We start from the raw sequence: 14,686 nt of genomic DNA on the forward strand, positions 1-14,686 counted from the left end.
CATGAGCAATCTACAGGATACCCAGACTTACGCTCCCGGCCAGCACCCCGACATGCCGCCGCCTTTGGCGACACGCGGCATTATAGGCTGGATGCGCAAAAATCTGTTCAGTTCCATCGGGAACACGATCTTGACCCTGGTGGCGATCGCGATCCTTTGGCGGATCGTGCCGCCGATATTGGACTACTTCGTGTTTGATGCGGTGATTAACGCAAGTAACCGAGAAGAGTGCGTTGCCAAGGGGACCGGCGCCTGCTGGGCCGTGATCAGCGAGCGTTTTCAGGTATCACTTTACGCTTTCTATCCGGAAGCGGAACGTTGGCGCTTGAAACTTACTTTCCTGCTGCTGTTTGTTGCTTTGGGACCGGTTCTGTTCGACCGCTTTCCGGTACGCAAACAAATGATCTGGTTCTCTCTAGCCTATCCCTTTATCGCCATTTGGCTGGTGGTGGGCGGCTTCTTGGGACTTCCATTGGTCGAGACCAAGATGTTCGGCGGTGTCATGCTGACACTCATTATCGGCATCACGGGGATAACCTTCTCGCTGCCGTTGGGTATTTTGCTGGCGTTGGGCCGTATCTCAAATCTCCCGGCTATGCAGATCGTCAGCGTTGCCTTCATCGAGTTCATTCGTGGCGTGCCACTGATCACACTGTTGTTCGTCGCATCGACGATGCTGAACTACTTCCTGCCGCCGGGGACCGAGTTCGATCTGCTTTTGCGGGTGCTGATTATGGTCACCCTTTTCGCGTCGGCTTATATCGCCGAGGTGGTGCGCGGTGGTCTGCAGGCCATTCCGAAAGGGCAGTACGAGGCCGCCGATGCCATGGGGTTGAAATATTGGCAGGCTATGCGGCTGATTATCTTACCGCAGGCCCTGAAGATATCCATTCCGGGTATCGTGAATACCTTCATCGGTCTCTACAAGGACACGACCCTCGTGCTGATCATCGGACTGTTCGACGTCTTGGGGATCATGCGGTCGGCATTGGCGGACCCAAAATGGAACGGTTTGTCGACTGAGGTGTATATCTACACGGCCCTTTTCTTCTTCGTATCGTGCTTCGCTATGTCCCGGTACTCCTTGTACCTGGAAAAGAAGCTTCACACCGGGCATAAGCGCTAAGCACAAGGAGGCTGAAAGATGAGCGAACAAGCCATCGAGACAACGGAAATGCAGATCTCCGATGAGGTCGCTATCGAAATTGCCGGCATGCACAAGTGGTATGGCGATTTTCACGTTCTTAAGAACATCAACCTACAAGTTCGCCGCGGTGAGCGAATCGTCATCTGCGGGCCCTCGGGTTCGGGCAAGTCCACGATGATCCGATGCATCAATCGCCTGGAGGAACACCAGCAGGGCAGCATTCAGGTTGGTGGCATCGAGTTGAGCAACGATCTAAAAAACATCGATGCCATTCGCCGCGAAGTTGGAATGGTGTTCCAGCACTTCAACCTGTTTCCACACCTGACGGTTTTGGAGAATTGTACGCTTGCGCCCATTTGGGTCCGTAAGATGCCAAAGCGGGAAGCCGAGGAAGCTGCGATGAAGTACTTGGAGCGGGTCAAAATCCCCGACCAAGCAAAGAAGTATCCTGGGCAGCTTTCCGGCGGTCAGCAACAGCGTGTGGCCATCGCGCGCAGTCTCTGTATGAACCCTGAGATCATGTTGTTCGACGAACCGACTTCGGCACTTGATCCGGAAATGATCTCGGAAGTGCTGGACGTGATGATCGACTTGGCGGAATCCGGCATGACGATGTTATGCGTCACCCATGAAATGGGATTCGCTCGCAAGGTCGCGAACCGGGTGATTTTTATGGATGGTGGCGAGATCATTGAGGAGAACGAGCCGGAGCAGTTCTTTACCAATCCTAAGTCGGATCGGACGAAGCTCTTCCTCAGTCAGATACTGCATCACTAGTTAGAAGAAGCTCCGCAAGGAGTCGGGAAACGCCGATGTTGGAGGAATCCTCCAATGTCACTACCCAGGGGGGCCTGGAGCGAGGATGGAGAGCAAGGCGAGCGCGTCACGGGAGATAGAATCACCCTGCGATGTTCTAAGACCTTCCACTTCCAACGCCGAACGAACGCTATGTGTGTTGGGGCTGGGCGGCGGCGGCACGTCAATGGTTGCCGGCTGTTTGCGCTTAGCGGGCGTCCCCATGGGAGAACGCTTGAATGAAGCCAACAACGAAGATCAAGAATTCCATGACCTGATTCAGTGCCGTCCGCTGCTGGATGGTACGGGAAATCTTTTGCCGGAGCGTTTGGAGCAATTCCGGGCCTTCATTGAATATCGTAACGAACGACATCCGGTTTGGGGATGGAAGCATCCCGAAACACTCCGGATTTTACCGCAAGTGCTGGACAGGCTCCGTAACCCACACCTGCTTTATATCTTTCGGGATGTGCATGCGGTCGCGCAGCGTAATCACAAGCGCCTGGGATTGGATCATCCCTTGTCGCTGCGAGCGTCGCTCGGCCACTTGACTGCGATGGTAAACGCGATTGAGCAGCTATCTGCACCGACGTTGTTGATCAGTTACGAGCGCTGCCTTCGTCATCCAGAAAAATTCTTGCGGCTCCTATCTTCCTTCTGCGGATTGGAATTGACGCAGCAGGACTGTCAGGACTTGGCAAGCTTTGTCAGACCTGACCGTGTTTCCGGTGAAATCGATGCTCAGGCGCGTGCCCGTGATCGGGCTTATTATACACCGGAATGTGACTGAGATGGCGCAGCGCTTTTCCGACCGCCTCAAGGCCGCATGGCATCTTTTGATAAACTATGACCCAGTCGTGGAATCCGATACTGCGCACCTGATTCAGCCCGTTACGGTAATCCGGCCTGCCGCTCCTGATCAGAAGCGACGAACCTATGTGGTGCTCGGTGTTCCCAGGGGGGGGACCTCAATGGTCGCTGGGTGTTTGCGCCTCTTGGGTCTTCCGATGGGCGACCGGATCGAAAGTGCAAACAATGAGGATTTGGATTTTACCGAAACAGCGAGGCAGTTGGAGCCACTTTACGACGGAGCTGGAAAACCAATTGCGGCGAAGTTCGATGAGCTTCGCGCGATAGCATCCCGTAAAGCAGCAGAACGCGACGTTTGGGGTTGGAAGGACCCGAATGGCCATGTTTACATCGTCGAACTGTTGTCCGTTCTTCCAAATCCTCACCTGATTATTGTATTCCGTGATCTACAGGCGGCCGCGCAAACCACCTTTGCCAGAACGGGGCAAGGGCACATGAAAACGATTGAGGATACGCTTGCCCAAGTCGGATTCCTCATGACGATGGTTCGGAACACGGATTGCCCCGTGGCGTTCGTGAGCTATGAGCGTGGATTGCGGTTGCGTGAGTCGCTCATACGGGGGCTTGCTGATTTCGCCGGAATGCCGATTGACGAAATGATGATCGACGAGATCATCACTTATATCCGGCCCGATAGGGGTGGCGGTGAATTGGACGAAGTTTACAGATTGACGGATAAATCTTTCTGGCGCGGGAAACCCATCAGGGATCCTAAGGAAGGCGGCGGTGTCCCTTAGTATGGGATCAAGCCGTTCTCACGAGGATCGTCAATTTGGATGGTTTTGCGACTGACAGGCACGAAGCCGACCTTCTGGTACAACGGCAATGCTTTAGGGTGGTCCAACGTGCAGGTGTTCACGGTCACTTTCTCGGGTTGCTTCTCCCAAGCCCTGTCCACGGCGCTGTGAAGCAGGAAGGGACCAAATCGGCGGCCGATGAACTCCGGCATCACGCCCAGTAACGCGAGGTCCACCGTTCCCGGCTTCCTCGCATCTAACTCGAAGAAGCCCGCGGGAACACCTTCGGCATAGAGAACGAAAACCTCTACGAGGTCGTTCTCGATAATGTCCCGAAGTGCATCGTCGCTCATGCGCCGCCGTTCGTACCAAAGCCAGTCCCGACCGACCGTATTGTAAAGGAATCTATAGAACGAGAGGGTCGGGCGCTCTGCCCGCAACAATCCCAAGCGATGACCGGTCAAGTGTGGGGTTTGGAGTGAGGCGACTTTACGTTCGGTCATCTCCAGGTAGGTGATGGTCACCTCAATGCGATCGTGGAGGTTAGCATCGGCCGGTGGTTCTCCCCGATCGATAAGCCACTTTTGTCGCAGACTGCAGGGGTTGATCTCGTATCCGATCGCTTCATAGAAGCTGTGCGCTTTGTGATTACCTGGACGGATCATGAGTTGAACCTTGGCCACTTTTCGGGCCTTCAACCATGCTTCCGAGGCATCGACGAGGAGGCGTCCAAATCCCTTCCTTTGATGGTCCTCAGCGACGGCTAGATAGTAGAACCAGCCGCGATGACCATCGTGCCCGACGCAAACACTTGCCGCTAAAGCACCATCGACTTCGCCGATCAGTATTTGCGCATCTTTGCTTGCTTGCCACAGACCGATATCGCGGGTCGGATCGTTGTACCAAGCGAGCATCCCCAGGTTCTTCCACAGAGCCACCAGCGCATCGAAATCAGTGTCCCGATACCTGCGAATCTTCAGCGATTTCTTCTCGCTTTGCCCCATCGACTTGATCTCTGTGATCAGTTGGACGCGATTTCGCCGGACTCCACCGGTGTTCCGCTGCTGTCCAGACCCCACTCACTCCAGGAGCCGTCATAGACCGCGAAATCCTTGTGCCCTATCTCATGCAGGGCGAGGGCCAGGACCGACGCCGTGATCCCCGATCCGCAGGTCGTGACGATCGGTTTTGAGAGATCAATTCCGGCTTTCTCAATGTGCTCCAGCAATAAGTGGTTGGGCAGAAGAACACCGGAGGCTGAATCGATTACGTCGGTGAAGGGGAGGTTCAGACTGCCTGGAATGTGGCCGCTGCGTCTGCCCGGCCAGAGCTCGGGCTCGCTGCCATCGAAGCGCCCCCGTGAACGAGCGTCTACCACCTGGAAACGTTGGGATTCGAGGTTGCGCATCATCTGGTCTTTGTCCTTGACCAAAAAGCTGTTTTTGCGCGCGGTGAAATGCCTGGGACCGGGCAATCGCATTGGGCCACTCTCAACAGGTTTCCCTTCCGCTTGCCACTTTGGAAGCCCGCCATCAAGGACGGTCACATCGCTGTGTCCAAAGACCTTGAACGTCCACCACACGCGAGGTGACGAACGCATGCCGAGGCGGTCGTAAACCACGATTCTGTTGCCATCACCCAGACCCAAATTACGGACTCGGGAGGAAAACTTTTCCGGTGACGGCAACATGTGCGGCAAATCGCTGTTGTCGTCCTTGATCTCATCGATATCGAAAAAGACGGCGCCGGGAATGTGGGCCTCTTCGAATTCTGCCTGGGCATCGCGCTTTTCGGCAGGGAGGAAGTAGCTGGCGTCCACGATACGGACATCTGGTGCTTGAAGATGCTCAGAAAGCCAAGCCACTGATACTAGAGCGCTGTTGTTGGGTTTCATGCAGGCTTCCCGTTTGCTGCTTGTGAGCTCATGCTTCGTCGAAAGCAAGGTTTATGCGGCGGTTCTGCTTACCCTTGTTTTCAATTTTGCGAACCACAACCTTGCCGATTTCCGCGGTTCGCGCAACGTGCGTTCCACCGCAGGCTTGCAGATCGACACCCTCGATCTCCAGTAGCCTGACACTGCCGAAACCGGTAGGCGGCGCGACGGACATTGTACGAACGAGATCAGGACTGGAGGCTAATTCCTGATCGCTGATCCAGCGGGGCGAGATCGTGTGGTCCTCCGCAATGACCCGATTGAGTGCCTCGCTCAGGGCTTCTTTATCCGGTGCCTCGGCAAGATTAAAGTCCAAACGGCCCTTGCCGTCGCCTACTTGGCCGCCGGTCACGTCGCCGTCGATCAACGAGCAAAGAACGTGCAGGCAGCTATGCATGCGCATATGGCGGTAGCGGCGATCCCAATCAATCCGTGCAGTTATCGGATCGCCTGGTTTCGGCAGTAGCGAACCTTCCTCCAGAATGTGGAGGACATCGTCCGGACCGGCGCCTTTGCGTGCTTCAACAACCCGTATCTGTGTGCCGTCAGCCAAAACTAATACGCCGCTGTCGCCCGGTTGCCCGCCGCCGGTGGGATAAAAGACAGTTTGATCCAACGAGACACCGTCCGGCCCGGCTGCAATCACGGTAGCGGTGCATTCTTTTAGATAGGAGTCTTCCCGAAAGAGTGCCGTCATTGATCAGTTTCCTTTCATTCCTCCATCTCGCAAATTAGCAACCCACTCAGGGAAAGGAATATCCTTGGAACGCAAAAAGTCCGCATTGAACAGTCTGCTGGTGTACCGCGTTCCGGAATCGCACAGCATCGTTACGATCGTGTGACCTGTCCCCATCTTCTTTGCCAGCCGTATTGCTCCGGCAACGTTGATCCCGCTTGATGTGCCTAAAATCAGACCCTCTTCCTCAACCAGGGAGAATACCTGGGGGATTGCTTCCTGGTCGGTTATTTGAAACGGCTCGTCTACGGGAGCGCCTTCCAAATTGTCTGTGATACGCCCCTGGCCAATCCCTTCCGTGATTGAACTTCCTTCGGCCTTCAGTTCGCCGTTCGCATAGAAACCATAGATCGCCGAGCCCATGGGATCCGCGAGGCCGATCGTGATATCCTTGTTGCGTTCTTTCAGGGCTAAGCCCGTGCCGCAAAGCGTGCCGCCAGTACCGACCGCGCAGATAAAACCGTCCACGGTGCCATCGGTCTGTTGCCAGATTTCCGGCCCGGTCGTTTCGTAATGCCCTTGCCGGTTTGCAACATTGTCGAACTGATTTGCCCAGATGGCGCCGTTGGGCTCGCTAGCCGCTCTTTCTTCAGCAATGCGACGCGAAACGTGCACGTAATTCTCAGGGTTCTTGTAGGGAACGGCAGGGACCTGGACCAACTCCGCACCGCAGAGACGCAACATTTCCTTCTTTTCCTCACTCTGCGTCTCCGGGATGACAATAACGGTGCGATACCCGCGCGCTCGTGCCACAAGAGCCAGGCCGATACCGGTGTTGCCAGCGGTCCCTTCAACAATAACGCCGCCGGGGCGAAGTTGGCCGCGGGTCTCGGCATCCTTGATGATGGCCCAGGCAGCACGATCCTTGACGGATCCGCCTGGGTTCAGGAACTCCGCCTTTCCCAGTATTGTGCAGCCTGTTTCTTCCGACGCTTTTCTGAGTTTGATCAGCGGCGTGTTGCCAATCGTGCCGATGAAGCCATTTCGTATATCCATTGTGTGGGTCTCCGGGAGAGGGGAGAGTATGCCTTTGCCACAGAGACTAGCCAGCAGGCTAGCGGGCGGCAAGGGGTGCCCATTTCGGGTTGACTCTTTTGCTGAGTCACGTTGAAGCTGTCCATACTTCATGCATTTCGAATGCCTGGTAACAAATAAGAAAAACAGGGAGTTCAGAAAATGATAAAGAGGCTGTTATTGTCTGCAGCAGCGGGCGTGCTGTTGTTTGGTTTGAGCGGGCCGGCTTCGGCTGAAACCCCAAAAGATACACTGGTTATTGCGGCGCAGATCGATGATATCGTCTCACTCGATCCGGCCGAGATTTTTGAATTTTCCGGCACCGACCTAGCCAACAATGTTTATGACACTCTGGTGGAGCTCGATCCTAATAACATGGGGCCACTCGTGCCGGGGATTGCAGAGAGTTGGAGCGTTGCGGATGACGGTGTGACCTACACCTTCAAGATTCGCGAAGGCGCCAAATTCCATAGCGGCAACCCCATCACCGCTGAAGATGCGGAGTTCTCCATCCGGCGTGTGATTGCTCTGGAGAAAACACCTTCATTCATTTTGACGCAATTCGGATTCACGACCGAGAACATGGAGCAGACCATCAAGGCGACGGGCCCTTATGAGTTGACCCTTGTGACGGACAAGCCCTATGCGCCTTCCTTTGTGTTCAATTGTCTGACGGCGCCAGTGGCTTCGATTGTCGACAAGAAACTGGCCATGGAACACGAGAAAGATGGCGACTTCGGATACGAGTGGCTGAAAACCAACTCCGCTGGGTCCGGCGCTTATTCTTTGCGATCCTGGAAGCCGAACGAATCTTATGTCTTGGACGCGAATGCCGATTACTGGCGTGGAACGCCTGCGATGAAGCGGGTGTTCGTGCAGCATGTGCCGGAATCCAATAGCCAGCGTTTGGCCCTTGAAAAGGGCGATATTGATATCGCGCGCAACCTTTCGCCCGATGACATCGCTGCTATTTCCGGAACGCCAGGCATCAAGGTTGAAGATGACCTGAAAGGCCGCATTCTTTACTTCTCGCTCAATCAGAAAGATGAGCGGCTGTCGAACCCCAAGGTGATCGAAGCCTTCAAGTATCTGGTCGATTACGAAGGGATGTCTCAGTCCTTCCTGCGTGGACAGTACACCGTGCATCAGGCTTTCCTCCCGCTCACCTATCTCGGTGAGTTGAAGGAAAAGCCATATTCGCTGAATCTTGAGAAAGCGAAGGCTTTGCTTGCCGAGGCCGGGTATGCGGATGGATTCGACGTGCAGATATACGTGCGTACCGATCCGCAGCGTCTGGAGGTTGCCCAGGCTTTGCAGCAGGTTTGGGCGCAAGCCGGCATCAAAGCCGAATTGGTAACGGGCACGGGCAAGCAGATACTGACCCAGTACCGTGCGCGCCAGCACCAAATCTACCTAGGTGCCTGGGGTCCGGATTATCCTGACCCGCATACGAACGCCGATACCTTTGCCCACAACACCGATAATTCGGACGAGGCGGGCCTTACGGGCAAGCTTGCGTGGCGTAACGCTTGGGAGATTCCGGCTATGACCAAGGCGACCGAAGCGGCCGTATTGGAAAAGGATTCTGACAAGCGTGCCGAGATGTATCGCACGATCCAGCGGGAGCATCAGCAGACCTCGCCGTTCGTCGTCATGTTCCAGCAAATCATTCAAACAGCGGAACGCGACAACGTTTCGGGTCTACGGACGGGTGGTGCTACGCACGACGTGTTTTTCTGGACCGTAACGAAGAACTGATCGGCGCAACGGACGATCCGTGACTGAAAATTCATCAAGCCGTGAAACGGCAACCGGGAAGCCCGCTTCCCGGTTGCCGGGCCTGAAGGCTGTCGCAAGCACGATTCTTTCCGTCGCCGTGACTTTCTTTGGCCTGTTGCTGGTTACCTTTCTCATCGGACGGGTCATACCCATCGATCCGGTGTTGGTGGTGGTCGGAGAACGCGCATCACCGGAAATCTATGCCAAGGCCGTAAAGGAACTTGGGTTGGATCAACCGATATATATTCAGTTTCTGGACTATATCGGAAAGGTGCTGACCGGAGATTTCGGGAAATCGCTGTTGACGGCCCGGCCCGTGCTTGAAGATATGGCGCGGGTGTTCCCGGCAACTTTGGAACTCGCGACCGTTGCGACGATTTTCGGTGTGTTCCTGGGCATTCCGGCCGGTGTTATCGCTGCTGTCAATCAGGGGCGTTGGCCTGATCACCTGATCCGTCTCGTCGCACTATTTGGCTACTCTCTGCCGGTCTTCTGGCTGGCCTTGATCGCGTTGCTGGTCTTCTACAGCGAACTCGGGTGGGTCGCCGGGTTCGGGCGGTTGGATATTTTCTATGAAGACATTGTTCCGGCCGTGACGGGCATGATCCTAGTGGACAGCCTTTTGGCCGGGGACATGGAGGTTTTCAACAACGCCGTCAGCCATATCATTCTACCATCCGCCGTCCTCGGATATTTCTCGCTGGCCTATATCGCACGTATGACCAGGTCGTTCATGTTGGAGCAATTGCGCCAAGAGTATGTGACGACAGCACGGGTGAAGGGGCTCTCGGAAAGTCGGGTCATATGGTATCACGCCTTGGGTAACGTCATGGTGCCACTGATCACGGTTGTCGCGCTTTCCTACGCCTTTTTGCTGGAAGGCTCGGTATTGACCGAAACAGTGTTCGCTTGGCCAGGGCTCGGCTTCTACATCACCAATTCTTTGCTCTCGGCCGATCTGAACGCCGTATTGGGTGGAACGATCGTTGTCGGCGCGGCCTTCATTGGTATCAATCTACTGTCCGACCTGCTTTACAAGCTGGTCGACCCTAGGACCCACTGAAATGCCTGATACCAAGGCACAGCACCCGCAGGGCGGTCTGAAAGCTTGGCTTACGAGCGATACGCCGACGTCGCGACTGCAGGCCCGCGCGGTTCAGGTATATCTCGCTTCCCTGGATTTCGTGCGTAACCCGCTGACCGTGACGGGATTGGCGATTGTCTTGGGGCTTTTGCTCGTCGCTCTTTTCGCGCCCTTCATCGCCACGCACGATCCTTTTGCTCAAGTGCTGGACGACCGCCTGTTGCCGCCTGGCGAGAAGGGTTACATCTTTGGCACCGACGAATTGGGCAGGGACATCTTCAGCCGGATCGTCTATGGCAGCCGGATCACCCTGATGATTGTTGCGATTATTGCTGTGATCGCGCCGACTGTCGGCCTGATAGTCGGTACCCTTGCCGGCTATCTTGGGGGCTGGGTCGATGTCGTCTTAATGCGGATTACCGATATTTTCCTCGCCTTTCCGCGCTTGGTTCTGGCGCTTGCCTTCGTCGCGGTACTGCCGCGCGGCGTGGAAAACGCCATTCTGGCAATTGCCATCACATCCTGGTCGCCTTATGCCAGAATCGCCCGGGCTGAGACGCTGACGGTTCGGCGGGCGGATTACATTGCCGCAATCCAGATTCAGGGGGCCTCCAGTTTTAGAATCATTCGAGGGCACATTGTGCCGATGTGCCTTTCTTCGGTGATCATACGCATGACATTGGATATGGCCGGGGTGATCTTGATAGCTGCTGGTTTGGGCTTCCTCGGCTTGGGCGCGCCGCCGCCAACGCCTGAATGGGGCGCCATGGTCTCCGCCGGGCGCAAGGTTCTGTTGGATCACTGGTGGGTGGCAACGTTACCGGGGCTTGCAATCGGCATCGTTAGCTTGGCCTTCAATCTTCTGGGCGATGGGCTGCGCGACTTGCTCGATCCGCGTAGTGGGGGGTAGCGAATGTCCGATGATCCGCTGCTTCAGGTAGATAGGATGTTTGTCGATTTCCACACCCGAACGGGCGTTGTTGAGGCGGTTCGGGGCATATCTTTTAGCGTCGGACGTGAAAAGGTGGGGATTGTCGGGGAGTCAGGGTCCGGCAAGTCGATGACGGGCAAGGGAATCCTGGGGCTGGTCCCTTATCCAGGCGTCGTTCGCGCCGATCGTATTTCGTTTGACGGCGTGAACCTATTGAACGCCGATGCGACTCGGATGCGCTCCATCCGCGGGCGGCGCATTTCAATGGTGATGCAGGACCCGAAGTATTCCCTGAATCCGGTGATGACGGTTGGGCGGCAGATTGATGAGGCCTACCGGAAGCACAATAAAGTCGGCCAGAACGAAGCCAAGCGCCGTACCTTGGAGATGCTGGAGGCCGTGCGAATCCGTAATCCCGAGCGGGTGTATCAGCTGTACCCCCATGAAGTGTCGGGCGGTATGGGTCAGCGAATCATGATCGCAATGATGTTGATCCCGGACCCGGACCTGCTGATCGCAGACGAACCGACCTCGGCTCTCGACGTGACGGTCCAGCTTCAAGTATTGGCGATCCTGGATGATCTGGTGACTGAACGTGGCATGGGATTGATGTTCATCAGTCATGATCTCAATCTTGTCGCCTCTTTCTGCGACAGGGTTCTCATCATGTATGCGGGCAGGATCGTTGAATCATGCGATGCCCGGAACCTGTCGGCGGCAAAGCACCCCTACACGCAAGGCCTGTTGAATTGCTTGCCGCAGGTCGACCAGCCTGCTGCTGAGCTCCCCGTCCTGGAACGCGATCCGGCGTGGTTGGATTAGGCATGTTACAGATCGAAAAGCTAAATGTTGTCTTTGGTACTAAGGATCGCCAGGTCCATGCGGTGCGTGACGTTTCATTATTGATCCCGCCGGGTGAGAGCTATGGATTGGTTGGCGAATCCGGCTCCGGAAAATCGACGGTACTGCGCGCCATCAGTGGGCTCGTTACCGAGTGGACAGGTAACATCAACCTGGCGGGCCGTGATCTGGGGCCAAAGCGTGAGCGTGGTTTCGCCAAGGATGTGCAGATGGTGTTTCAAGATCCTTATGGGTCTTTGCACCCACGCCACACAGTTGATCGAACCTTGATGGAGCCCGTTGCTATTCATGGTCTGGACAACGCCGACGAGCGCATAGAGAAGGTTCTTAACGAGGTGGGGCTGGGTCCAAGCTTTCGCTATCGTTATCCGCACCAACTTTCGGGCGGGCAGCGGCAGCGTGTGGCGATTGCCAGGGCGCTGATCCTGGAGCCGAAATTACTGTTGTTGGACGAGCCGACTTCGGCACTTGATGTCTCGGTGCAAGCCGAGGTTTTGAACCTGCTGCAACGCTTGCGGCGGGAACTGGGCCTGACTTATCTGCTCGTCAGTCATAATCTGGCGGTTATTGCGCAAATGTGCGGTCACCTCGCGGTCATGAACCATGGTCGCGTCGTTGAGGAAATGACGGCGGAGCAATTGCGTGGTGGCTTGCCGGAGCATCCCTATACACGCCAACTTTTAGTGGCCAGTCGCGGTTATGACCGTGCTGCGATCGATCAGTTCGAAGAATATGCGGATATGGGCTGACCGCGGCCCGCCTAGGTGTTCCAGCGTTTTGTTACGTCTTGGCGGTTAAGCTTCAGCCACTGGAGGGCGATGATGGCCGGAGAATTCTGGATTCGGCCTTCTTCCAACATGGCCCAGGCCTCGTCGAATGGCAGGACGCGCGCCAGAATATCTTCGTCCTCATCTTCCAGGCCGTGTATTCCGCCCAGCCCGGCATCATCCATATGGGCCAGAAAGATCGTGGTGGCTTCGGTACAGGCACCCTGGCTTGGCATGTAAGTCATGATCCTTTCAAGCGCCAGGGGTTTGAATCCCGCTTCCTCCTGGCACTCACGGACGGCTACGTCTTCCAGGTTTTCGCCTTCTTCGACGATCCCGGCAATAATCTCCTGCTGCCAGGCGTCCTGGCCGATTAAATGCGCGGGGAGGCGAAACTGCTCGAGCAATAGAATTGTATCGCGCACCGGATCGTAGGGCAGAACGGCAACGACCGGTTCACGCAGGAACACTTCCCGCTCGATCTCCCGGGTCCAACCTCCGTCGTGGCGGCGGTGGCGTAGTCGAAAGATGGCTAGGGCAAAAAAGCCTTTAAAACCGGTTTTCCTGGAATGAATTTCTATTCGAGGGTCATCCATCACGTTTGTGCTATCCCGTCTTACGCTATGCTGGCTCCGAGCATAGGTAGCAAAGGGCCAAGAGCAACAGCAATTCGATCCTGGAAGGAAGTAGAAATGGCAGCCAAAAGTGAAAAGGTGGTCTTCACCGGCGCTGAGGGACAGAACCTCGCAGCGCGGCTTGATAGCCCGCAGGGCGAACCATTGGGCTATGCCTTGTTTGCGCACTGCTTTACCTGCAGTAAGGACATATTTGCGGCATCGCGGATCGCGCGAGGCTTGGCTGAACAGGGTATCGCAGTACTTCGGTTTGACTTCACGGGGTTGGGTGCCAGCGACGGTGAGTTTGCCAACACCAACTTTTCCAGCAATATCCAGGACCTGTTGTCGGCCGTTGCTTTTCTGCGTCGCGACTATCAGGCGCCAGCACTACTGGTCGGGCACAGTTTGGGCGGTGCCGCAGTGCTGGCCGCGGCCGGGGATGTTCCTGAATGCCGCGCCGTGGCCACCATCGGCGCACCTGCCGATCCGGCACACGTGGCCCATAACTTCGGCGCCTCTCAGGAGGAGATCGAACGGGTTGGTGAGGCGGAGGTTACCCTTGCTGGCCGCAAATTCACGATCAAAAAGCAGTTTTTGGACGATATCGCCAGTCAGCGGCTGGAAAATCGTATTTCGGAACTAAAGAGGGCGCTTTTGATTTTCCATGCACCGCTCGACAACACCGTGGGAATTGATAACGCGAGCCGTATATTCATCGCGGCGAAGCACCCAAAGTCATTCGTTTCGCTTGACCAAGCCGATCATCTCCTCAGTCGCCATGAAGATGCCGCTTATGTTGCGCAAGTTCTGAGTGCCTGGGCAGGGCGCTACATCGCAGCAAGCACGACCGAAGCGAGGACCAGCGTCGAATCGACTGAAGGCACTGTGGTTGTACGCAGTTCAGGGGCGGGGCGATTCACCCAAGACATTGAAATCGGAAAACATCGTCTGATCGCGGATGAACCGACGAGCGTCAGTGGTGGTCTGGACCGGGGACCGAGTCCCTATGACCTGTTGCTTGCCGGGTTGGGGGCCTGTACCTCCATGACGCTACGCCTCTATGCCGAACATAAAAAACTGTCCCTCGATAAAGTCGCGGTACGTTTGCAGCATAAAAAAATTCATGCTGCCGATTGCGCAGACTGTGAAACAAAAGATGGAAAAATCGACTTAGTTGCCCGTGAGATAACAATTACTGGAGATCTCACCGATGCCGAGAGGCAGCGCTTGCTTGAAATTGCGGATCGTTGCCCGGTACATAGAACACTGGAAAGTGAAATCAAAATCAAAACAGTTTTAACAGCCGAATAGTATTCAAGATTAAGGCATAATTTTTCTATTCTGTTCATTAAGTCAGTAGTGTTGACCGAGTTGTAATCAGTTTGGATTTGTACTTTTAGGGAGGCATAGAAACC

The 14,686-nt window shown here is 55.5% G+C and carries 15 protein-coding genes; 10 read left to right on the plus strand and 5 right to left on the minus strand.

Annotation, left to right across the window (positions count from 1 at the left end):
• The first annotated feature begins 1 nt into the window (after position 1).
• From ABIE63_RS12060 to ABIE63_RS12075, 4 genes are all read left to right on the plus strand, one after another.
• Complete coding sequence (locus ABIE63_RS12060; protein WP_354504727.1) at positions 2–1,126, plus strand: amino acid ABC transporter permease; 1,125 nt, start codon at positions 2–4, stop codon at positions 1,124–1,126.
• 48 nt (positions 1,127–1,174) lie between these two features.
• On the plus strand, positions 1,175–1,924 hold the full coding sequence (locus ABIE63_RS12065) for an amino acid ABC transporter ATP-binding protein (RefSeq protein WP_354504881.1): 750 nt from the start codon (positions 1,175–1,177) through the stop codon (positions 1,922–1,924).
• A gap of 85 nt (positions 1,925–2,009) precedes the next feature.
• Positions 2,010–2,732: a hypothetical protein gene (locus ABIE63_RS12070; RefSeq protein ID WP_354504728.1), complete on the plus strand. Its 723-nt coding sequence runs from the start codon at positions 2,010–2,012 to the stop codon at positions 2,730–2,732.
• Between the two features lies 1 nt (position 2,733).
• The gene (locus ABIE63_RS12075; RefSeq protein WP_354504729.1) at positions 2,734–3,549 is read left to right on the plus strand and encodes a hypothetical protein; all 816 of its coding nucleotides are present in this window, start codon (positions 2,734–2,736) and stop codon (positions 3,547–3,549) included.
• Here the strand turns inward: ABIE63_RS12075 and ABIE63_RS12080 are convergent.
• The 4 genes from ABIE63_RS12080 to ABIE63_RS12095 are packed head-to-tail and all read right to left on the minus strand — an operon-like array spanning position 3,546 to position 7,214.
• A complete protein-coding gene (locus ABIE63_RS12080; protein ID WP_354504730.1) occupies positions 3,546–4,553 on the minus strand; it encodes a GNAT family acetyltransferase in 1,008 nt (335 codons plus the stop codon). The genes ABIE63_RS12075 and ABIE63_RS12080 overlap by 4 nt on opposite strands.
• A gap of 17 nt (positions 4,554–4,570) precedes the next feature.
• Positions 4,571–5,443, minus strand: coding sequence for a 3-mercaptopyruvate sulfurtransferase (gene sseA / locus ABIE63_RS12085; protein ID WP_354504731.1), 873 nt, complete (start codon positions 5,441–5,443; stop codon positions 4,571–4,573).
• Positions 5,444–5,471: 28 nt separating this feature from the next.
• A complete protein-coding gene (locus ABIE63_RS12090; protein ID WP_354504732.1) occupies positions 5,472–6,179 on the minus strand; it encodes an alanyl-tRNA editing protein in 708 nt (235 codons plus the stop codon).
• A gap of 3 nt (positions 6,180–6,182) precedes the next feature.
• Complete coding sequence (locus ABIE63_RS12095) at positions 6,183–7,214, minus strand: cysteine synthase A (protein WP_354504734.1); 1,032 nt, start codon at positions 7,212–7,214, stop codon at positions 6,183–6,185.
• Positions 7,215–7,412: 198 nt separating this feature from the next.
• On the opposite strand from ABIE63_RS12095, the gene ABIE63_RS12100 reads away from it, so the two are divergent.
• The 5 genes from ABIE63_RS12100 to ABIE63_RS12120 all read left to right on the plus strand — a co-directional run bounded on the left by ABIE63_RS12100 (position 7,413) and on the right by ABIE63_RS12120 (position 12,636).
• Positions 7,413–8,990: an ABC transporter substrate-binding protein gene (locus tag ABIE63_RS12100; RefSeq protein ID WP_354504735.1), complete on the plus strand. Its 1,578-nt coding sequence runs from the start codon at positions 7,413–7,415 to the stop codon at positions 8,988–8,990.
• Between the two features lie 73 nt (positions 8,991–9,063).
• On the plus strand, positions 9,064–10,074 hold the full coding sequence (locus ABIE63_RS12105) for an ABC transporter permease (protein ID WP_354504882.1): 1,011 nt from the start codon (positions 9,064–9,066) through the stop codon (positions 10,072–10,074).
• A gap of 1 nt (position 10,075) precedes the next feature.
• On the plus strand, positions 10,076–11,005 hold the full coding sequence (locus ABIE63_RS12110) for an ABC transporter permease (protein WP_354504736.1): 930 nt from the start codon (positions 10,076–10,078) through the stop codon (positions 11,003–11,005).
• A gap of 3 nt (positions 11,006–11,008) precedes the next feature.
• Positions 11,009–11,848: an ABC transporter ATP-binding protein gene (locus tag ABIE63_RS12115; protein WP_354504737.1), complete on the plus strand. Its 840-nt coding sequence runs from the start codon at positions 11,009–11,011 to the stop codon at positions 11,846–11,848.
• Between the two features lie 2 nt (positions 11,849–11,850).
• Positions 11,851–12,636 carry an ABC transporter ATP-binding protein gene (locus ABIE63_RS12120; protein ID WP_354504738.1) on the plus strand — a complete coding sequence of 262 codons (786 nt, stop codon included), beginning with the start codon at positions 11,851–11,853 and terminating at the stop codon, positions 12,634–12,636.
• An 11-nt stretch (positions 12,637–12,647) separates the two neighbouring features.
• On the opposite strand, the gene ABIE63_RS12125 is transcribed toward ABIE63_RS12120, so the two are convergent.
• Positions 12,648–13,250: an NUDIX domain-containing protein gene (locus tag ABIE63_RS12125; RefSeq protein WP_354504739.1), complete on the minus strand. Its 603-nt coding sequence runs from the start codon at positions 13,248–13,250 to the stop codon at positions 12,648–12,650.
• A 96-nt stretch (positions 13,251–13,346) separates the two neighbouring features.
• Here ABIE63_RS12125 and ABIE63_RS12130 point away from each other — a divergent pair, with 96 nt between their 5' ends.
• The gene (locus ABIE63_RS12130) at positions 13,347–14,582 is read left to right on the plus strand and encodes an alpha/beta fold hydrolase (protein ID WP_354504741.1); all 1,236 of its coding nucleotides are present in this window, start codon (positions 13,347–13,349) and stop codon (positions 14,580–14,582) included.
• Positions 14,583–14,686: the final 104 nt, after the last annotated feature.

This window comes from Limibacillus sp. MBR-115 (assembly GCF_040549425.1).
Classification (GTDB): Bacteria; Pseudomonadota; Alphaproteobacteria; order Kiloniellales; family CECT-8803; genus Limibacillus; species Limibacillus halophilus.